Origin of the sequence: Desulfobotulus alkaliphilus (assembly GCF_007830435.1) — a bacterium.
Classification (GTDB): Bacteria; Desulfobacterota; Desulfobacteria; order Desulfobacterales; family ASO4-4; genus Desulfobotulus; species Desulfobotulus alkaliphilus.
Genome location: NZ_VLLC01000017.1, coordinates 64891 through 83793 on the forward strand (window position 1 = coordinate 64891; position 18903 = coordinate 83793).

The 18903-nt window shown below is 50.6% G+C and carries 20 protein-coding genes and 1 rRNA gene; 6 read left to right on the forward strand and 15 right to left on the reverse strand.

Going from position 1 to position 18903, the window contains the following annotated elements; translation table 11 throughout:
• Positions 1 to 11 precede the first annotated feature (11 nt).
• The 10 genes from LZ24_RS11135 to LZ24_RS11175 form a co-directional block, all read right to left on the reverse strand.
• Entirely contained in the window at positions 12 to 680 is a 669-nt protein-coding gene (locus tag LZ24_RS11135) for a DVU0298 family protein (protein WP_144685384.1), read from the reverse strand.
• 13 nt (positions 681 to 693) lie between these two features.
• Complete coding sequence (locus LZ24_RS11140) at positions 694 to 1041, reverse strand: cytoplasmic protein (protein ID WP_144685385.1); 348 nt, start codon at positions 1039 to 1041, stop codon at positions 694 to 696.
• Between the two features lie 36 nt (positions 1042 to 1077).
• Positions 1078 to 1266, reverse strand: a complete 189-nt coding sequence (locus tag LZ24_RS11145) for a ferredoxin (protein WP_144685386.1) — start codon at positions 1264 to 1266, stop codon at positions 1078 to 1080.
• On the reverse strand, positions 1266 to 2468 hold the full coding sequence (locus LZ24_RS11150; protein ID WP_144685387.1) for an FprA family A-type flavoprotein: 1203 nt from the start codon (positions 2466 to 2468) through the stop codon (positions 1266 to 1268). Before LZ24_RS11150 ends, LZ24_RS11145 begins: the two co-directional genes overlap by 1 nt.
• A gap of 91 nt (positions 2469 to 2559) precedes the next feature.
• Entirely contained in the window at positions 2560 to 2715 is a 156-nt protein-coding gene (gene rd, locus LZ24_RS11155) for a rubredoxin (protein WP_139447887.1), read from the reverse strand.
• A 59-nt stretch (positions 2716 to 2774) separates the two neighbouring features.
• Positions 2775 to 3791, reverse strand: coding sequence for a cytochrome d ubiquinol oxidase subunit II (gene cydB, locus LZ24_RS11160; protein WP_144685388.1), 1017 nt, complete (start codon positions 3789 to 3791; stop codon positions 2775 to 2777).
• Between the two features lie 38 nt (positions 3792 to 3829).
• On the reverse strand, positions 3830 to 5161 hold the full coding sequence (locus tag LZ24_RS11165; protein WP_144685389.1) for a cytochrome ubiquinol oxidase subunit I: 1332 nt from the start codon (positions 5159 to 5161) through the stop codon (positions 3830 to 3832).
• Between the two features lie 84 nt (positions 5162 to 5245).
• Complete coding sequence (locus LZ24_RS17240; RefSeq protein WP_186443085.1) at positions 5246 to 5401, reverse strand: rubredoxin-like domain-containing protein; 156 nt, start codon at positions 5399 to 5401, stop codon at positions 5246 to 5248.
• A 59-nt stretch (positions 5402 to 5460) separates the two neighbouring features.
• Positions 5461 to 5841, reverse strand: a complete 381-nt coding sequence (locus LZ24_RS11170; RefSeq protein ID WP_144685390.1) for a desulfoferrodoxin — start codon at positions 5839 to 5841, stop codon at positions 5461 to 5463.
• Positions 5842 to 6000: 159 nt separating this feature from the next.
• The gene (locus LZ24_RS11175) at positions 6001 to 6222 is read right to left on the reverse strand and encodes a hypothetical protein (protein WP_144685391.1); all 222 of its coding nucleotides are present in this window, start codon (positions 6220 to 6222) and stop codon (positions 6001 to 6003) included.
• A gap of 465 nt (positions 6223 to 6687) precedes the next feature.
• Between LZ24_RS11175 and LZ24_RS11180 the strand changes: the two genes are divergently transcribed.
• The 3 genes from LZ24_RS11180 (at position 6688) to LZ24_RS11190 (ending at position 9934) form a co-directional block, all read left to right on the forward strand.
• Positions 6688 to 7050 (forward strand): DVU0772 family protein, encoded by a 363-nt coding sequence (locus LZ24_RS11180; protein WP_144685392.1) that lies wholly within the window; start codon positions 6688 to 6690, stop codon positions 7048 to 7050.
• 857 nt (positions 7051 to 7907) lie between these two features.
• Entirely contained in the window at positions 7908 to 9611 is a 1704-nt protein-coding gene (recN, locus tag LZ24_RS11185) for a DNA repair protein RecN (protein WP_144685393.1), read from the forward strand.
• A gap of 74 nt (positions 9612 to 9685) precedes the next feature.
• A complete protein-coding gene (locus LZ24_RS11190; protein ID WP_144685394.1) occupies positions 9686 to 9934 on the forward strand; it encodes an FmdB family zinc ribbon protein in 249 nt (82 codons plus the stop codon).
• A 9-nt stretch (positions 9935 to 9943) separates the two neighbouring features.
• Here the strand turns inward: LZ24_RS11190 and LZ24_RS11195 are convergent, their stop codons facing one another.
• The 4 genes from LZ24_RS11195 to LZ24_RS11210 all read right to left on the reverse strand — a co-directional run bounded on the left by LZ24_RS11195 (position 9944) and on the right by LZ24_RS11210 (position 14724).
• The gene (locus LZ24_RS11195; protein WP_144685395.1) at positions 9944 to 10426 is read right to left on the reverse strand and encodes a MarR family winged helix-turn-helix transcriptional regulator; all 483 of its coding nucleotides are present in this window, start codon (positions 10424 to 10426) and stop codon (positions 9944 to 9946) included.
• Positions 10427 to 10453: 27 nt separating this feature from the next.
• A complete protein-coding gene (gene epmA, locus LZ24_RS11200; protein WP_246118584.1) occupies positions 10454 to 11380 on the reverse strand; it encodes an EF-P lysine aminoacylase EpmA in 927 nt (308 codons plus the stop codon).
• Between the two features lie 369 nt (positions 11381 to 11749).
• Positions 11750 to 13060, reverse strand: a complete 1311-nt coding sequence (locus LZ24_RS11205) for a histone deacetylase family protein (RefSeq protein WP_144685401.1) — start codon at positions 13058 to 13060, stop codon at positions 11750 to 11752.
• On the reverse strand, positions 13060 to 14724 hold the full coding sequence (locus LZ24_RS11210; protein ID WP_144685396.1) for a hydantoinase/oxoprolinase family protein: 1665 nt from the start codon (positions 14722 to 14724) through the stop codon (positions 13060 to 13062). The genes LZ24_RS11205 and LZ24_RS11210 overlap by 1 nt, the downstream gene beginning before the upstream one ends.
• A 626-nt stretch (positions 14725 to 15350) precedes the next feature.
• Between LZ24_RS11210 and LZ24_RS11215 the strand changes: the two genes are divergently transcribed.
• The 3 genes from LZ24_RS11215 to LZ24_RS11225 all read left to right on the forward strand — a co-directional run bounded on the left by LZ24_RS11215 (position 15351) and on the right by LZ24_RS11225 (position 18520).
• Positions 15351 to 16073, forward strand: a complete 723-nt coding sequence (locus tag LZ24_RS11215) for an enoyl-CoA hydratase/isomerase family protein (RefSeq protein WP_144685397.1) — start codon at positions 15351 to 15353, stop codon at positions 16071 to 16073.
• Between the two features lie 412 nt (positions 16074 to 16485).
• Positions 16486 to 17325 (forward strand): IS630 family transposase, encoded by an 840-nt coding sequence (locus LZ24_RS11220; protein ID WP_222427616.1) that lies wholly within the window; start codon positions 16486 to 16488, stop codon positions 17323 to 17325.
• Between the two features lie 796 nt (positions 17326 to 18121).
• On the forward strand, positions 18122 to 18520 hold the full coding sequence (locus LZ24_RS11225) for a VanZ family protein (protein WP_144685398.1): 399 nt from the start codon (positions 18122 to 18124) through the stop codon (positions 18518 to 18520).
• A 51-nt stretch (positions 18521 to 18571) separates the two neighbouring features.
• On the opposite strand, the gene rrf is transcribed toward LZ24_RS11225, so the two are convergent.
• A 5S ribosomal RNA gene (gene rrf / locus LZ24_RS11230) occupies positions 18572 to 18688 on the reverse strand.
• Positions 18689 to 18903 lie beyond the last annotated feature (215 nt).

Consider the following 18903-nt stretch of genomic DNA (forward strand, 5'->3'; position numbering starts at 1 on the left):
AAAAACAGCCCTCAGCTCCCTTGGCATCTGCCTGCAAGCTCGCCAATTTTTACGGGAATAAAATCTCCGTTCCAGTAAAAACGAAGACACCTTGCGTCTTCAAGGTGCTTTTCAATGAAGGGCATATGGGCAGGGTCTTTCAGCATCCGGGCCAGCATCAGGGCGGGAACCAGAATTTCAGGATCATCGGAATTCAGATGAAAGCCAAGGACCGGTATCATTTCCTGAGCAAAAGCTGGAAAGGCCTGAGCCAGCCGGGCAAGACCCCAGAGAATCCCCCTCTGCAGGAGGGGATTCTCCTGAAAATTGCCATCAGGGTCCATGTAGGAGCAGAGAATCCTGTGATATTCATGGGCAATGCGGGGAATGCGCGCCATGATCTCACCCATGGCCTCACCGCAGCCCCAGCCAATTCCTCCGGATTCATCGTTGAGCATCCATATCAGCCTCCGCATCACCCGGCGCACACCTTCGGGATCTTCCTTGAAAAGGGCCTCACAAACCGCCCCCATCCCGGTCACGGCAGACCATCGGATCTCTTCCTTATCATGGCAGAAGGCACCCATGACCGGCCCCACAGCCCTGAGGGCAGGCAGGGCCTGCAGGGCCCTTTCCATGACTTCCTTGTCTTTGAGATTCAGACAGCTCAGAACGTGGGTTTTCAGCTCCCTGCGGTCCATGGGAACCTCCCTGTCAAAAGGTCAGCAAAGCATAGCCTCCGTCCCGGAAGGCGGCCATGGACGGATGACCGTGCATGTCATCAAGCAGGGAAAGACCTGCTTTTTTTGCGGCATCAAGGGTTTTCATCTTTGCAGCACAGGCCTTGCACACACCCGCCACAATATCTGCATCCAGCGCTTTTTTCCAAAGGCCATGCAGGGGATGCTCTTGCTTTTCCAGCTCCGGTATCAGGGCTGTGGAAGCCCCTTCCAGCACCAGAGCCACCTCATCCCCCCTTTCGTGCATGTCCAGCCCGTTCAGGAGGACGTGGATGAAACACATGGGATCTCCGTTAAAAACAAAAAGGGCCGTTTTCTGCATAATTCCCTCCATTATTTTTTACCCGCATCAGATGTTTCAGCGCTCCCGGATGCAGTCTGCCGGGCAGTTTTTTATGGCCTCTTCCAGACACTCCGGCCTGCCTTCGCTTTCCCGCACCACCACAAAACCCGTGGCACTCCAGCCAAACGCTTCGGGGCACAGCTCAATGCAGATACCGCAACGAATGCAGGTCACAAGATCCACCTCCGCCGCATAATCCTTCATCAGACCTCCCTGCCCTGCGCCCTGAGACCCATACGCAGGCCCAGACCATGGCAGAGGGTCAGCTGATCCCGCTCCGGCACATACTGGATACGGATACCCTCTTCGGGAAGCTCAAAACCCATGGCGGAAAGTTCTGCATTGAGAAGCTTTACCGCTTCCCCGCTCCAGCCGTAGGAGCCAAAGGCCGCTGCGATTTTCCCCTGGGGCTTGAGACCTTTCATATAGGTCAGCACATCCATGAGTGCCGGAAAAATCTGGTTGTTCAGGGTAGGAGAACCCACCATGACAACCTTGGCATCCATGATTTCCGTCATGATGTCTGACCTGTGGGATCTGCGTACGCTGATGGGCCGCACCTGCTCCACACCAGCCTCCACCAGTCCGCCCACTATGGCATCGGCCATCATCTCCGTGGAATGCCACATGGTATCATAGATGACAACGGCCTTGTTCTGGGTTTCCTGACGGCTCCAGCGGTCGTAAGCATCAAGGATCACGCCGGGATCTTTCCTCCAGATAATACCGTGGTCCGGGCAGACCATATTCAGCTTCAGACCCATCTCACCAACGGCCTTGAGGAGCTTGGCAATGAGGGCGGAAAAGGGAAGAAGAATATTGGCATAATATTTTTTGGCATGGAAAAGCAGCTCGGACATGTCCATCTGATCATCAAAGATCTCGCTGCCCGCATAGTGCTGACCAAAGGCATCACTTGAAAAAAGAATGCCGTCTTCTTTAAGGTAGGTGAACATGGAATCCGGCCAGTGCAGCATCCGGGTTTCAATGAACATCAGGGTACGGCCACTGCCTATGGAAATCTCTTCACTGGAGCTGACTTCCTTTAAATTCCAGTTTTCACGAAAATGCCGGGCCAGATTCTTTGCGCCCATTTTGGAGCAGTAAAGGGGTTTGTCCTGACCCACAGCCGCCATAATGCGGGGCAGGCCGCCGGAGTGGTCCATTTCCGTGTGATTGCTCACCACAATATCAATGTCCTTAGGATCCATGACGGCCCGGATATTGGACAGCAACTCTTCCGTGAATTCTGCCTTTACGGTATCAATGAGAACATTGGTCTCACCACGGATGAGAAAGGCATTATAGGTGGTACCTGCGGGGGTGGAATAACCATGGAAATCACGGATGTTCCAGTCCCGGACACCAACTTCAAAAACATTGGGGGCTATTTCAACAGGTCGCATTTCTTTCCTTATAAAGCTTCATCAAAAGGTATCAAAAAAACCGGGATCGCGGTTATCTGCGGCTCCCGGCATCTTTATCTGGAATCAACAATCAGGCCGGGGAAAACTGATCCTTTTCCGCACCGCATACAGGACATGTCCAGTCATCGGGAAGATCGGCAAAGGCCGTACCCGGTGCAATTCCCCCCTCACTGTCACCTTCCGCAGGATCATACTCCCAGCCACACAACTCGCATACATACTTCATCGTTCAGCTCCTTTTTTTATATCAGGTTGGTTTTCTCAGAATGCCAACTCTTTTAATTATCAATAGGTAAAATCCTCTTCCTCCACCTTGAAGCGGAACATGTAATAGGCCCATGACTGATAGGCAATCACCAGGGGCACAATAATCACCACAACCCAGAGCATGATGGTCAGGGTCAGGGGACTGGAAGAGGAATTCATGATATTAAGGCTGTATTCCGGAGACAGACTGGATGGAAAAAGATTGGGAAAAAGACCGATGATGCCAAAAAATGTCGTGGCCACAATTCCCGCAGAACTCATTCCCCAGGCAGGAAAGAACTTCTCCTTAGCCAGAAAAATCCTGGACCCTGCAAAAGCCACCACCGCAAGCAAAGGTACGGCAAAAAGCAGAGGTGTTACCAGATAATTGGCATAAAGATCCGTATAGAACCAGCTTGAGATCACAAAAACAGCCAGCACCACCAGCATTACAGGCCAGAGAACCTTTGCCGTGTGAATGGACCTCTCCTGCAGACCTTCCTTGGTGCGGATACAGAGCCACAAGGCCCCGTGGTGCATGAAAAGGAGTAAAAAGAGCAGCCCACCCATGATGCCGTAGGGATTTAAGAGGGTAAAGAGATTGCCATGGAAAATCCCTTTACCGTCAATGGGAATTCCCATGAAAATATTGGCAAAGGCAACACCAAAAAGGAGTGCTGGCGTAACACTTCCCACAAAGATACAAATATCCCATGTTTTTTTCCAGAGTCTGTTTTCCGAAAGCCCCCGGAACTCAAAGCTCACTCCGCGGATTATTAGTCCAAAAAGAATAAACATGAGCGGCGTATAAAGGCTTGAAAACATGGTGGCATAAACCAGCGGAAATGCAGCAAATGTGACCCCGCCTGCCGTAATAAGCCATACCTCATTGCCATCCCATAATGGGCCGATGGCGTTGATCATTTTCCTTTTATCAGTTTCATCCCTGCCAAGGAAGGGATACAGCGCACCCACCCCGAGGTCAAAGCCGTCCGTCATAAAATAAGCGGCCCAAAGCAAGCCCCAGAGAAAAAACCAAATGACCTGCAGTTCCATATATCATGTCCTCCTGGTCCGCATCTGCGGGATTGTTGTCAGGCCTTTGTTTCTTCAGGCAGATCCGGACCCTTCATCGCCTTCTTGGCGATCATGGTGAATCCGGCAAGGCCCAGAAGACCATATACCACAATAAATCCTACAAGGCTTGCTCCGACCTGCCCTGTTGAAACCGGTGACACGGCATCGGAAGTTTTCATCAGGCCATAGACTATCCAGGGCTGCCTTCCGACTTCCGTCACAATCCATCCGGCCTGGGTGGCAATATAGGGCAGAGGAATGGACCAGAGCATCATTTTCAGATACCAGGGTTTCTCCTGAAGCTTCTTTCTGAAAAACCAGCCAATGCTGCAGGCAATGATAAAGTAGGCGCCAAGTCCCACCATGACCCTGAAGGCCATGCCCACAAGGGCAATGGGTGGCCTTTCATCCTTTGGAATATCCTTTAAGCCTATAACGGGTGTTGAAAAATCGTGGTGAATGAGGAAGCTTAACATCCCTGGAATTTTACCGATTTCAATACTGTTTTTTTCCGCCTCAGGGTCGGGCCATGCAAAAATATAGCTGGGTGCATTGGGCTGGGTTTCCCAGTGGAATTCCATGGCTGCCATTTTTGCAGGCTGGGAGTGGGCCACATCCACCGCATGGAAATCCCCCTGAACAGCCACAAAGATGGAAAAAATAAGACCCGGAACCAGTGCCATGCGGAAAGACCGGGTAAAGACCTCTTCATGCTGCTTTTTCAGAAGATGCCATGCACTGATACCCATGACAAAAAAACACGCCAGCACAATGCTGGCCGCGAGGGTATGCATGATGGTGAGCCAGGCGAATTTCTGGGTAATCACCGCCATGAAGTCTGTAATTTCAGCCCGCTGCCCGCCAAAGGATTCCCTGAGGGTATAGCCCACGGGGTGCTGCATCCAGGCGTTGGCAATGAGAATCCAGATGGCCGAAACATTGCCTGCAATGGCCACCATCCACATAACCGCAGCGTGGGCTTTGGCCGAAAGCCTTTTCCAGCCGAAAATCCATATACCGATGAAGGTGGATTCCAGAAAAAAGGCCGCTGTGGCCTCAATGGCCAGAAGCGAGCCAAAAATATCCCCCACATAGGCGGAATACTGGGACCAGTTGGTTCCGAACTGAAACTCTAAAGTAATCCCCGTAACCACACCGACTGCAAAATTGATGAGAAAAATTTTCCCCCAGAACTTTGTCATCCGGAGATAAACCTCATCTCCTGTGCGGGCATAGCGGGTTTCCATCCACGCCACCAGAATGGAAAGCCCCAGCGTGAGGGGTACAAATAAAAAGTGAAACATGGTGGTTGCGGCAAACTGCAACCGGGAAAGCAGAACCACATCCATAATGTCTCCTCCTTAAAGAGACAGACTGCGGTAAAATATCACCGCAGTCTTTTTCTGCGGGTTCAAAAAACCGAAACCGCCCTGTTATTTTATTCTGTCATCCTTACCCGCACCCTCACAATCCGGTGTATAACAGGTATTATCAAGGAATTCGCAGGTCTTCTTGCAGGACGGACATTCTGCAGGAGGTGTTTCCGCTTCCATCTGATAGCCGCAGATGCTGCATTTCCACTGTGCCATATCCGTTTATCCTTTCATTGTGGTGTTTTCTGTAACAGGTCAGCGCAGACAGAAGCTTTTCAGCCTTCAGCTTTCCAGACGCCATGGAGATTGCAGTATTCACGGGCAACAACCTTTTCCGCATCAATCATGAATGTGGCTTCGGGCTTTTCGCCGGGATTGAGATCCTGACGGTATACGCGATTATCCGCAACAATCTCAATCCATTCTATATAGTGTTTTTCAAGCATGGGGTGTTCCGCACTGCCGACCACAACCTTTACGCCTCCGGGGATACGCTCAATCACGGGCACATGCTTTTCCTTTGCCGCATCCACGGTATTTTCCGTGAGATGTACCATGGGCTGACCGCAGCAGACCAGCTCACCCTTTCCGCCGTGCATTACCTCTATTACATTTCCACAAAGGTCACATCTGTAAACATCCAGTCTTTCTGCCATGAATTTTCTCCTTTTTCCCTTTAATTTCAATGGATGTTAAAAAACATCAATAAGCATCCAGGCCTTCACTCAAACTTTTTCGTAATTATTCAGAACAGTTTTCCAGGTACCATACCTTTAAGACAGATGCACAGGCCCCAGGCACGAACATACAAAAACTCATCCCGTACCGCTTTTCAATACAGACAGGCCTGCCTTTGCCATATGGGCAGCCCTTTCCTTTTCTGCCAGCTGCTTCAGTCTGTAGCCCGCATCTCTGAGAATACCATACATCACACCGCAGGAGACGTCTTCACGGGCCTCATCCCCTTCATCCGCAAGGGCCAGCATCTGATCTGCGAGAAGAATTGTTTTTTCTATGTTTTCATCACAGGCTTTCACGGCTTTTCTCCACGCCACCCCGGGGAGGCAGACTGTATGGTTTATACTTTAACACGCCCACGCCGACTTGCAACAGCAACACACGGTTTTTTCCATTATTCAGGATTCGTGCCAAGGTCCTTTTCCCCGAAAAAACCTGAAAAACCTGCTTTCATACCCCACAGCAAAAGGTGTCCTCCCCAAAAGAGAGATTTTTTTTGCGGTCCCGAACAAACGGACATTTTCATGTTTAAAGACTGAAATTAATAAAAAAACAGGTCCACCACAAAGCGTATCACAAAACAAATGAAACACACCTGCCCCAGAACACACTAAAAGCCCCTCATTTTTTTTAAAAACTTGCGGAATCAAGGACAAACAAAACCATAAAAAACAATAAAAACAAATACATAAAAAAACAGTCTATCCCATGGCATAAAGCATGCATTTGATGTAACCAACAATGAAAACAAGGAGGCCAAGCCTATGATAGCCATCGAAGAACTTAAAAATGACATCAATCTGCTCAATGAAATTGACTGGGAACTGACGCCCGAAGATGCCGTCAATCTCTACCTTGAATGGGGAGGTATATGGAAACCGGGGGGGCTGCGTTACTCCGTAAGGGGAAAGCATGATAAATCCTTTTATTTCACGGTAAATACATGGGAAGATCCTCCGGTCATTTACCTGATACGCAGAAATTCTGAAGAGGCGGTGGAGCTGGCAAGAATTCCCCTGCCCCCGGGACTCAAGGAGTCTTTCCTGGAATCCATCGGTTATAACAGGGGCGTTTATGCCCTTGAAGGAGAGGTCAAAGAATGGCTTCTGAAAAAACTGTACCATTAAAAAAGTCAGCCCCATGGGCTGCATGAAAAAAATGAAGGAAAACCCCATCAGCATACCTCCATACCTACCGGAACCGGGAGTTTCGGCTCCTCCGGCCAGATACCGGAGAGGGATTTTTACAAAGCAAAACCCCTCTCCCCTGCCTTATGATGATAAAGCCCGGCAGCCATAGGTAAAACACTGCCGGGCTCCCCTTCCTCTGCAAGACCATTCAGAACGCTTTTGTTCTGGTACATCAAAAAAGATCCATAGGAAACAGAGACAGAAAGGTCATGCAAGGGTGGCCCCCTGCTTTCGGGATTGTAATGGACAGCGGGACAGGCTAAAAGAATTCCTGTATAAAAATAACTGTTCAGCACTGTTTATTCTGAACTGCCAATACTGTAATTGCAGCAGCTTCGTACTGTTGCAAGGCTCCTTGGCTATTTGCAAGTGACATTGCAATCGTTTCGGATTCCGGCACTCAAGCCATAAACCCAGAGCCTGCGATGAAAAAAATGGGCTTTTGCAAGCTTGAGTGCCGGAGTGCTAATAAGAAGCGGCAAACTGCCTGAGCCGCCACAAAGGCAGCGTGCTTAAGTCTGCCATGGTAATCAAAAAGCTTATCCTGCCTGTGGCGGGGAGTTTTTGCCGCTTCCGCACAGGGCAAGAAGCTCCCGAATCCGGCACTCAAGATCCATAGGCATTTCTGCTCCCGTAAAGGGGCTTGCGTTTTTCAGCTTGAGTGCCGGATTGCGTCACGGGCAAATAGTCTGGGGCCTTTGCATCTGTCTTAAAGGCATGGTACATGGAAAACTGTGCTGAATAATTACGTATAAAAAAAAGTTCCTTATCCCCCTATCCAAAGGAAAGGCCCCATGCTCAGCGAACTTGCCATCCGCAATTTTGCCATCATCGATGACCTGACCATAGACTTCAGCCGGGGCATGACCGTCATGAGCGGTGAGACCGGCGCAGGGAAATCCATCATCATTCAGGCGGTCAATCTGCTTCTGGGAAGCCGTGCCGACAGCCGTATGATACGGCAGGGACACAGCAGTGCAGAGGTAGAAGCCCTTTTCATGCCCAGAGCAGGAAGCCCTGCGGCCCTTGCCATGGAAAAAAATGACCTTCCCCTGGATCAGGGCCTGCATATCCGCAGGGTGCTTTCTGCCACAGGCCCCCACAGAATCTACATCAACTCCCGCATGGCCACGGCCCAGCTTCTGGGGGAACTGACGGAACAGCTTGCAAGCATCGCAGGCCAGCACGCCCACCAGCGCCTTCTGGATGAAAACCTCCATCTGGACATGCTCGATGATTATGCGGGGCTGGAAAAAGAAAAAAAACAATACACTGCAAGCCACGAAAAACTGCTCAGCACCCTTCGGGAGATGGACAATCTGAAAAAGAAAAGGGCAAGGGACGAGGCGGAAGCGGATTTCACCGCCTTCCAGATCCGGGAAATTGAAGAGGCCGGTCCAAAGGAAAACGAGGATGAGGAACTGGAGGCCTTAAGAAAAAGGCTGCGCCATGCCCATACCCTGGGCCAGACCATCGGCCTTGTGGTGGATCAGCTCTATGAAGGAGAAGATGCCATCGCAGGAAAACTTGCCATGCTCCGCAAGGAGGTGGACAAGGCCGCATCCCTTGACCCTTCCCTGAATACGGCGGCCAGTGACGCAGAAGCCCTTGCCCTGCGCTGTGAAGATCTGGCAGGCCACCTGCGCCAGTACCTTGACCGCATGGAAATGGACCCCGGCCTGCTGGATCAGGTGGAAAGCCGGCTGCATCTTCTTACGAAGCTGAAAAAAAAATACGGCCCTGCACTCAAAGACGTGCTGGCACACAGGGAAACGCTGAAAAAACGGCACATGGAAGCAGACTCCATGGAAGAACGCATGGAAGAGCTGAAGAAAGAGCGCCTTGCCCTCTACAATGAAACCCTGAAGCTTGCCCGCTGTCTTTCGGAAAAACGCAGTGCCGCAGCCTTGACCATGGCCACTGCCGTGGAAAAGGAACTGGCGGACCTCTGCATGGCCGGAACCCGCTTCCGGGTGGCCCTTCTGCCTCTGGAAGGGGGAAGTTCCCCGTGGATGCAGGATGAAAAAGGGCAGGGACTGGGTGAAAACGGAAGTGAAAGCGCAAGGTTCTGTATCGCCCCCAATGTGGGGGAAACGGAAAACCCTTTAAGCAAAATTGCCTCCGGCGGCGAGCTGTCCAGAACGGTTCTGGCCCTAAAAACCATTCTGGCCCGCAACGAGGCCGTAAGCACCATTGTATTTGATGAGGCCGATGCCGGTATCGGCGGCTCCGTGGCCGAGGCTGTGGGAAAAAAAATGCAGTCTTTATCCCGCACCCATCAGGTGATCTGCATCACCCATCTGGCCCAGATCGCAAAATTCGGCCACCACCACCTTCACATTGCCAAGGCCGTGGAAGGGGGACGTACCCGGACCCGCATCCGGCTCCTGTCGGAAGATGAAAGACCCGGAGAGCTGGCAAGGATGCTGGGCGGTGCCGCCATTTCAGAGACAACGCTGGCCCATGCAAGGGAGCTGCTTTCGGAAGCCCATGCTTGACAAAAAAACCTAAAACCCTTAGGCCTTTTTATTTTTTTTGAATATGATAGCAATGATGAAGTAAGGAGTTTTTTATGCCCATTTATGAATTCAAGTGCCTTGACTGTGAGGATCTTTTTGAAGTGCTCACCCTCAAGTCCAGTGAAGAGGAAGAAGTAAAATGCCCCCACTGCGGTGCCCAGCACTTTGAAAGGGTGATGAGTGCCACCAGTTACGCCATGGGTCCATCCGGCGGCAGCAGCCAGAAGGCAGGGATCAGCAAACAGGAACGCACCTGTTCCGCAGGCTCCTGCTCCACCTATACCATACCGGGTGTGAACTGACATCCGACATCATACGGCGGGATCCCTCCCGCCGTTATCCTGCCCCTCCTGCCCCGGATGAAAGGAAAGACTCCCAGACAGACGCTCAAGCAGTGTATTGAGAAAACGAAAAACCGTATCCATCTCCTCCACTGAAAAACCTTCACGGATTATCCCGTTGAGGGCAGCCACCATGGGCATTGCACCGGAGGCAATTCTCTCTCCTTCGGGGCTGATGTAAAGACGGAATCCCCTGCCATCATGGGGACAGGTTGTTCTACGGATCAGCCCGTTTTTTTCCATACGCCTTACAAGGCCTGTGATACCGGAGCTTTTCAGCTGAATTCCCTCCCCCAGATCCTTGAGCAGACACCCGTCATGGTCCCGGATATAAAAAAGCGCCATGAGCTGGGCACTGGTGATCTGAAGCCTGTCCCACAAAAACTGATCCACCGCATGGCTCAGTTTTCCATGCACACGATGGATCAGATAAAAAAGCCGTTTGTCATCCATGGTTCGTCATTTCTTTCCTGTTCACATTCACATCTCCTCCGGCAGTATGGCTGTCACATGATCAATGTCCGGTGCACCGGAAAAAAGCATAACCAGACGATCAAAGCCCAGGGCATTGCCCGTGGCAGGCGGCATATGGCCGAGGGCCTCAAGAAAGACAGATGCCTCCGGATAGGCTGTTTTTCCAAGCTTCGCCCTTTCTGCTGCCGCCTCCCGGAAACGGGCCGCCTGCTCCTTTGCATCCACAAGTTCCGTGTAGGCATTGCACAGCTCCACACCACAGATATACAGCTCAAAACGTTCGGCAAAGGCTGGATTTTCAGGTTTTATCCGGGCAAGGGAAGCTTCGGAAACAGGATAGTCATACAAAAAAACCGGTTTTTCCAAACCAAGGCAGGGTTCAATTTCCAGCCCCATGATCTCATTGAAGCAGCCCTTTTCAAGGGCCTCTTCCATGGACAGACTGCCGTGGCGTAAAAAGGCTTCTTTTACGGAAAGCCTTTCAAAGGGCGGGGTCAGGTCGATTTTTTTTCCCTGCCAAAGAAGGCTGTTTCCCATGCCTTCATACTCCGCCAGATGACAGATCAGCCCTTCCGTCTCTGCCATCATGTAACGGTAATCCTCATCCTTCACGTACCATTCCAAGAGCGCCATTTCCGGAAGATGCCTTGCACCCCGCTCACCTCCACGGAAACAGCGGGCCAGCTGAAAGATTCTCTCAAAGCCCGAAGCAAGAAGCTCCTTCATGGCAAGCTCCGGAGAGGCTTGAAGAAAGGCACCGGAGGCAGGCACACAGTCTATGTGTACCTCCGGTGCCGGAGCCGGAATTCTGACGGGGGTTTCCACCTCCAGAAAATCCCTTTCAGCAAAAAAGCGGCGGACAGCCGCAGCCATCCGCATTCTCATTTCCAGATGGGGCCGAATCCGCATTCTGCGGAAGGCCTTGGCTTCCATGCCCACTGCCACTCCTTACAGTGATTTTTTGTAACTGTTCATCACAGTTTATTCTAAAATTCCGATGCAGTAATTGCAGCTTCGCACTGTTGCAAGGCCCGTGGCTATTTGCAAGTGACATTGCAATCGTTTCGGATCAGAGCTTTGCAGGCCTGTGCGAAAGAAGCGGCAAACTGTCTGAGCCGCCACAAAGGCAGCGTACCAAGGCCTGCTATGGTAATCAAAAAGCTTCTCCTGCCTGTGGCGGGGAGTTTTTGCCGCTTCCGCACAGGGCAAGAAGCTCCCGAATAAGATTGCGTCACGGGCAAATAGCCTGGGGCCTGTGCATCTGTCTTAAAGGTATGGTACCTGGAAAACTGTGCTGAACAATTACGATTTTTTCAGATAAAGATCCCGACTGCGATCCTGCAGATAGGCCTTATCCGCGCCGGACGCCTTTTCGTACCAGTCTTCTCCCTGTGCCTTGCAGGCAGGGCAGGCATTCACAGGGATATGGACGCCGATGATACGCCAGCCCCGGTCCGACTTGCTTTCAATACGAAAAGACCCGGCGCAGTCCGTGCAGGAGCGGAGTATTTCCTTCTGTCCCTCATAAATGCCGTCCGTATCATACATAATGGATCTGGAGCGTTCATGGAATTCTTTTTTCCCGAATACCTTCTGTGAGAGTTCCGGACCTCTGCGGTTCCACTGATCCATCACCCGGTCACAGACCTTGTGGATATACTGCAGGGTATCCTTCGATTCCTTCAAAACGGCGGGGTTATAGTCAGGCTCCAGCACATGACTGTAGTCAAGACCCGCCATGGCAAGGATAATCCCCGCATTCACATAGGGAAGGGCCGCCTCTATGGAGTACCCCCCTTCCAGTACGGCAATGTGGGGATTGAGAAGCTCCGTGAGCCTTGCATAGCCCTGGGCCGTGAAATTCATGTTGGTGATGGGGTCCGTATAATGGTTGTCCTGACCTGCGGAATTGATGATGAGATCCGGCTTGAAATCATCGAGAATGGGAAGTACTGCATTTTCAACGGTATAAAGATAGCCCTCCTCCGAGGTGTGGGGCGGCAGGGGGATATTCACCGTATAGCCTGCGGCGTTGGGCCCGCCCAGCTCCTCCATGAAACCCGAACCCGGATACAGGGTGCGGCCATCCTGATGCAGGGAGATGAAAAGCACATCCGGATCATGCCAGTAAATATCCTGGGTGCCATCTCCGTGGTGGCAGTCCGTATCCACGATGGCAATGCGCTTCACCCCCCAGTGGGTGCGCAGGTACTCCACCATGATGGCTTCGATGTTGATGTTGCAGAATCCCCTGCCCCCGTGTACCACCCGCATGGCATGGTGCCCCGGCGGACGCACAAGGGCAAAGCCCTTTTCTATGCGCCCTTCCATCAGCTCCCTTGCCATGGTTTTGGCCCCGCCTGCGGATACGTAATGGCTGCTGGTGGTGACCGTAGGTTCGTCCGGTACACAGAAATGGACCCGCTGAATATCCTGATCCGTAACGAGATCCGGCTTGAATTCCTGAATGCCCTCAATGTCCATGAGGCCTTCTTCAAAAATCTGATCCTGAGTATAAAGAAGACGCTCTTCACGCTCCGGATGGCTGGGATCAATGGCCCAGTCAAAGGCCGGAAAAAAAACCAGTCCTGTCTTGCTTTTTGCCTTCAGCATCATGCTATCCCCCCATTCCGGATCAATCCCGGCTTCACCTGCGCCCGGACCCGTATGTTTCTGCCAGCACGGCGGTAGCCCCGCATCATGGAAAACTCCTGGGACTCCAGCACCTCCACCTCAAGCCCTTTGGCATCGGCACCCAGACGTAAGGCCTTTTCCCTTACCAGTTTTTCCGCAAGGGCGATGGCATCGGCCATATTAAAGGCAACGGGTGCTTCAGCAGAATACGCCTCTTCCGGCGCCCGCACAAATCCCCGCTGGGTATCCGCCAGCACGGTGACGGCACAGGTGGTGCGGGCAAGGGCCGCACCAATGGCGTTGGCCACACCCCAGTCCGGCACAGCACGGGATTCAAGGCCACAGACCTCACCCAGACCGGGAGCCAGCACCGCCGCCGGGCCCCCCATCACAAGCAGGGCTTCGGGCTTCACCACATAACCTTCCAGCATTTCATGGAGGGTGTAAACGGGCCTCCCATTGATGCCCGCCACCATGGCAAAGGCCGCATCCCGGATTTTTTCGCAAAGGCTTTTCAGCACAAAACAGGAAGCTGCCTCCGCTTCCATGCCAAGATCCCTGCCAAGAACCTCCATGCCCTTAAGGGCCGCTGCCCTGTCGCCACCTTCAAAAAGACCGAGAACGGCCATGGCGTCCGTGGGTGTGGGGAGGGGTCCGCCAAGGCAGAGGGCAGGCCCTTTTCTGTCCGGCCCGATATGCAACTCCTTTCCTGCCACATGCAGCACCGAATCTCCGCCCAGACCGATGCTCACACTTTTTAACGCCCTGAAAAGGGTTTTTACGCCCCCCACTTCCGCACCCAGAGGCTCCAGCACAGGGACCTTATCTATAAGAACGGCCATATCCGTGGTGGTGCCGCCAATGTCCAGCACCAGCACATCCTTAGCGGAAGGGGCATGGGGAATGGCCCCCATGACACTGGCCGAAGGCCCGGAAAGCACCGTTTCTCCGGGGCATTCCAAGGCGGCATCCAGAGAAAAAGTGCCTCCATCCGCCTTAAGGATATGCACAGGCGCTATGATGCCCCTTGCCTGAAAAGCCTCCTTCACAGCCTGACTGAAGGAAGAAAAAGCATCATGAACCCCTGCATTCAGCCAGCAGGAAGCAACACGGCGGGGAAAATTCAGCACGCCCGAAAGCCTGTGCCCACAGAAAACCGAATCAAAAAGCCCCCTGGCCGCCTTTTCCATGGCCTCTTCATGGGAGGGATTGCGAACGGAAAATTTGGTTACAAGACCCACAGCCCTGATGCCCTTTTCTCTGATAAGGGCAAAGGCCTTTTTGACGGCTTCCTTATCCAGTGCGGCAATCTCGGCCCCCCTGTGATCCAGTGCACCCTTCACCACATGGAAGGAAGGGCCGATGGTGTGGAGTTTTGGGTCCATTCCCGGCCCTGCGGCCACCACCATTCCCACGGGGGTAAGGGTATTACGGATCACGCTGTTGGTGGTAAGGGTGGTGGAAAGCACCACCCGGCTGACTTTACCGGGATCAATGTCACCCAGCACCCCGTCCACTCCCCGAAGAACCGTATCCACAAGATTCTCCTGATCCGTCACCTCCTTGGTCCTTGCCAGAACCCCTTCCGGGCCCAGCAGCACCACATCCGTATGGGTGCCGCCCACATCCAGTCCGATGATCATGGAACCTCCTTTGTCAAAAGCGAGGAAAAGCTGTCCGGATATCAAAAAGCCATCCATCAAATGAAAAAACAGGCTACCCAATATGGACATGGCCTGTCAATTCAGAGTCATCGGATACATGAAAAAACGTAACTGTTCAGCACAGTTTTTTTAGTACGATACCTGCCAGACAGATGCACAGGCACCCAAGCTATTTGCCTGTGACGCAATCCGGCACTCAAGCTGAAAAACGCAAGCCCCTTTACGGGAGCAGAAATGCCTATGGATCTTGAGTGCCGGAATCCGAAACGATTGCAACGTCACCTGCAAATAGCCAAGGTGCCTTGCAATAATACGAAACTGCTGCAATTGCAGCATTGAATTTTCAAAATAAACTGTGCTGAACAATTACAAAAAAACATCCTTTTCAAAAAAACTTTCAGAACCGTACCAGCATGCCTCTGGATACCTTAGCCTTCTTTTGTATACAAATTTTAAAATCCCTAGCTCCGGCCCTTGTCAAGAAACGCTATTTGCACTATGCCTGAGAAGACAAAGGGATTTTCAAAAAGGGCAGATCCATTGTATCTGTCCCTAAAAATTCAACAACAAAGGGGCAAAAGCCCCGCAACTTTCAGGAGATACCCATGGCCATTGTTGAGTGGGAAAAAGACGAGTCCGTTGCCATCATCCGCATGAACAGCGGTGAAAACCGCCACAATCTTGAATTTGGCAAAGCCATGTGTGCTGCCATTGATGAAGCCCTTGCGGATGCGGAAATAAAAGCCATTGTTCTTACAGGAAATGATGGCAAAAACTTCAGTCAGGGCGTGGACCTTGAGTGGCTGGGCGGCAGACTGAATGACCAGGATTATCAGGCCATGAAAGATTTCATGTACAAAATGAATGAGGTCTTTGCCAAACTGCTCACCGTTCCCGTACCCGTCATTGCCGCCATCAGCGGCCATGCCTTTGGTAACGGAGCCATCTTAAGCTGTGCCTGCGACTTCCGCTTTATGCGGGCCGACCGGGGATACTTCTGCTTCCCGGAAGTGGATCTGGGCATTCCCTTTTTACCCGGCATGATCGCCTTCTGCAAAAAATCCGTGCCCTACTACAAATTCAATGAAATGAAACTAACGGGCAAACGGGCAGGCGCTGCGGAGCTGGAAGCAGACCATGTGATCACCAAGGCCTGCGACAATCTGGAAAGCCTGATGGCAGAATCCGTGGCCTTTGCCAAAACCTTCCACAAAAAGCGGGGCATCTTTGGCGAGCATAAAAAACGCCTGCACAAAGAAATCATTGAAATCATGGATGTTGAAGACAAGCCTGTGATTGAATCCCTGGCCCTCTTCATTGCGGACTGATGTTCGTTAAAATGGACGCTCCCCGGAGCGTCCATCTGCCTTCACCCAAAGCACCAGTCCCTTTTCTCCTGAAAAGCAATCCAAACAAATTAAGGACCAGGTTGCTACAGGCATGCATATCTGTGAATGAAAAATACAGGGACAGCGGTCGCTTCTGTCCGCAATCAAATCCGCAAGAAAGAAGCACTTTCTGCCCCTGCAAGATTCCATGAGAAACGATGGCAGGATATTCCGCAACATACCAGACACACCCACCAGATACGACGCGGGAAACCAATGGGATATCAGCACGCCCGTATAGATGCTCTGTTATTTTTTCCGCTAATCCCACGCCCGACAAAAGCGACAAAACACGTTGATAATTGCTACTAAAAAGTTCAAATCCTACTCGACATGATGCATATTGCTGTTTATGAAAAAACAAGACGCTAGAAAACTCGATCATAAGACCCGTGAGGCTATCCGCATACGTGCCGTGCAGCAGATCGAATCGGGTGAAAGCCCAGAGGTGATCGCCAGGGCTCTGGGTTACCATCGATCCGCAATTTACCAATGGATAGCCAAATACCGCAAAGGCGGCCTTGACGCTTTAAAGACGAAACCGATCCCTGGTCGGCCCGTTAAGTTCCAGACCAAAGATTTTGATGAACTTTTCTGGAAGATTGCGGATAAAAATCCTATGGACTACGGATTTCCATTTGCGCTGTGGACCCGTGAAATGATTCGGGAGTTTATCAAAAAGGAGTTCGGAGTTTCCATAAGTAAAGCCACTGTCGGTCGTCTTTTGAAAAAAGTTGGTTTTTCGCCACAGAAGCCTTTAAAAAAAGCCTGGCAGAGGGACGAAGACCGGGTAAAGGAATGGGTTCAAAACAAATTCCCGGAAATAAAGAAGCAAGCTGAAAAAGAGAATGCAAAAATCTTTTTTGCCGATGAATCAACCGTAAGATCAGACTACCACAGTGGGACGACCTGGGCTCCCACAGGAGTCACCCCAGTCGTTGAAAAAACGGGGGCTCGCTTTGGTATCAACATGGTTTCGGCTATCACCCCCTCGGGGGAACTCCGATTCATGACCATTGATGGAAAAATGGATTCCGATAAGTTCATCTCATTTTTGAAACGTCTGATTTACAAAGCTGATTCTCCTGTCTTCCTCATTGTGGACGGGCATCCTGTCCATAAATCAGGCAAGGTCAATAAATTTGTTGAAGAAACGGCTGGAAGGCTCCGCCTATTCTTCCTGCCTCCATAGTTATCCGATTTGAACCCGGATGAAATGGTATGGGGATACCTGAAACATCACAAGATTGGGAAGATGGCTGTTTCAGGACCGGGAGACCTCAAAAAAAAGGTCTTTTCTATATTGAGATCATTGCAAAAGCAAACCATAAAAGTTGCCAGTTTTTTTAGAGAACAAGACACTCAGTATATTTTGACTTAATGTCGAGTGTGTTATGAGCCCATTAGTAAGAGAAAAAAGGTGCTAATAATTTCGAATACAGGGATGCCTCTTTTTTTATGAAAACCACTCCTGTGAAGTAAAGTTCGCAATGTTGTTTTTGATACAACAGGATCCAAATCATTAAGGAGTCTGCTAAAACTGTGTTGATTTTTGGTCTTAGGTGCTGTAACCAAAATAAGCCTCTTTTTTTGTGGATTTGGTTACTTAGGCAATAGTCTTATACACTAAATCAAGGGGCATTTCTATATAAAAAGCCTGCGTTTATAAAACTTTATCTTTTTAAATTAAATTGTTACGCCAAGTCCGAAACTTGAGTTATAATTTTGATAGTAGCAAGAATCTTATCAAAATGATATATTGGCAATCTGCAGAAAGAAAGCATCTTGCTGCAATCTGGCATTGCTACACCGGAGGCTATGCATGATGTACTCGTAAAAAATCTTGTTTTAGAATTGAGATTTTCAACAATATCAAAATTTTAAAACCCTAAAAAAGGCAGTTTTTGACTTTATGCGAGAGCATCACATATAATAAAAAGTTTAAAAAAACAGCCCGTAAAAGGGGCCCTTTTTTATGAGAAACGGATTTGATACGATTCCTTAAAGTTATGATGGATATCCTTGCTATTACAGGAACTGTTCTGATCGTATTTCTGATAATGAGCAAGTATAGCACCCAGTATCAACATCTTGCAATGCAGGTTGAGAAGGTTGTAGGAGGCTACCAGATGCTGCATCGAATGGTCGGGAGCATACTGGCAATCTCCCTTGCTTGGTTGCTTCGGATATACAGGAAATCCAAAGCAGAACAGATACTGCTCTTTATTCTGATACTGCTCTGCTATGCACTTGATGAATGGCTGCAAAGCCTTGTACCCCACCGACATGCAAGCCTGAACGACTTTAAGAATTCCGCTGTGGGCTGGTCTGCAGCCCTGTTACTGTGGGCATGCCTTTTCTGGACAGGAAAAGGCATGGACAAATAAAAAACGCCCTGTCTAGGAAGGTGTATACCTTGAAGACAGAGCGTTAAAAGAATCCGGCGGCGTCCTACTCTCCCACACAGTCACCCATGCAGTACCATCGGCGCAGTCAAGCTTAACTTCCGTGTTCGGGATGGGAACGGGTGTGACCTTGACGCCATCGCCACCGAAAATTGTATTTCGATGTATAAATATAAAAAAAGAACTGAAGGCTTTTACACCTTATTCATTCATGCGTCGAGTTATTTTTTTATTTTATTTATATGCAAGCAAAACAAAACCAAAGCGCTGGTCTGCAATCAAAGATCACCAATATTGTGGCTAAGCCTCACGACCGATTAGTACCGGTAAGCTCCATGCATTACTGCACTTACACACCCGGCCTA

Bases quoted from the DNA above. Each gene is read 5' to 3' on its own strand.
- LZ24_RS11135 (WP_144685384.1), bottom strand. From the start codon at position 680: ATGGACCGCAGGGAGCTGAAAACCCACGTTCTGAGCTGTCTGAATCTC.
- LZ24_RS11140 (WP_144685385.1), bottom strand. From the start codon at position 1,041: ATGCAGAAAACGGCCCTTTTTGTTTTTAACGGAGATCCCATGTGTTTC.
- LZ24_RS11145 (WP_144685386.1), bottom strand. From the start codon at position 1,266: ATGAAGGATTATGCGGCGGAGGTGGATCTTGTGACCTGCATTCGTTGC.
- LZ24_RS11150 (WP_144685387.1), bottom strand. From the start codon at position 2,468: ATGCGACCTGTTGAAATAGCCCCCAATGTTTTTGAAGTTGGTGTCCGG.
- rd (WP_139447887.1), bottom strand. From the start codon at position 2,715: ATGAAGTATGTATGCGAGTTGTGTGGCTGGGAGTATGATCCTGCGGAA.
- cydB (WP_144685388.1), bottom strand. From the start codon at position 3,791: ATGGAACTGCAGGTCATTTGGTTTTTTCTCTGGGGCTTGCTTTGGGCC.
- LZ24_RS11165 (WP_144685389.1), bottom strand. From the start codon at position 5,161: ATGGATGTGGTTCTGCTTTCCCGGTTGCAGTTTGCCGCAACCACCATG.
- LZ24_RS17240 (WP_186443085.1), bottom strand. From the start codon at position 5,401: ATGGCACAGTGGAAATGCAGCATCTGCGGCTATCAGATGGAAGCGGAA.
- LZ24_RS11170 (WP_144685390.1), bottom strand. From the start codon at position 5,841: ATGGCAGAAAGACTGGATGTTTACAGATGTGACCTTTGTGGAAATGTA.
- LZ24_RS11180 (WP_144685392.1), top strand. From the start codon at position 6,688: ATGATAGCCATCGAAGAACTTAAAAATGACATCAATCTGCTCAATGAA.
- recN (WP_144685393.1), top strand. From the start codon at position 7,908: ATGCTCAGCGAACTTGCCATCCGCAATTTTGCCATCATCGATGACCTG.
- LZ24_RS11190 (WP_144685394.1), top strand. From the start codon at position 9,686: ATGCCCATTTATGAATTCAAGTGCCTTGACTGTGAGGATCTTTTTGAA.
- LZ24_RS11195 (WP_144685395.1), bottom strand. From the start codon at position 10,426: ATGGATGACAAACGGCTTTTTTATCTGATCCATCGTGTGCATGGAAAA.
- epmA (WP_246118584.1), bottom strand. From the start codon at position 11,380: ATGGAAGCCAAGGCCTTCCGCAGAATGCGGATTCGGCCCCATCTGGAA.
- LZ24_RS11205 (WP_144685401.1), bottom strand. From the start codon at position 13,060: ATGCTGAAGGCAAAAAGCAAGACAGGACTGGTTTTTTTTCCGGCCTTT.
- LZ24_RS11210 (WP_144685396.1), bottom strand. From the start codon at position 14,724: ATGATCATCGGACTGGATGTGGGCGGCACCCATACGGATGTGGTGCTG.
- LZ24_RS11215 (WP_144685397.1), top strand. From the start codon at position 15,351: ATGGCCATTGTTGAGTGGGAAAAAGACGAGTCCGTTGCCATCATCCGC.
- LZ24_RS11220 (WP_222427616.1), top strand. From the start codon at position 16,486: ATGAAAAAACAAGACGCTAGAAAACTCGATCATAAGACCCGTGAGGCT.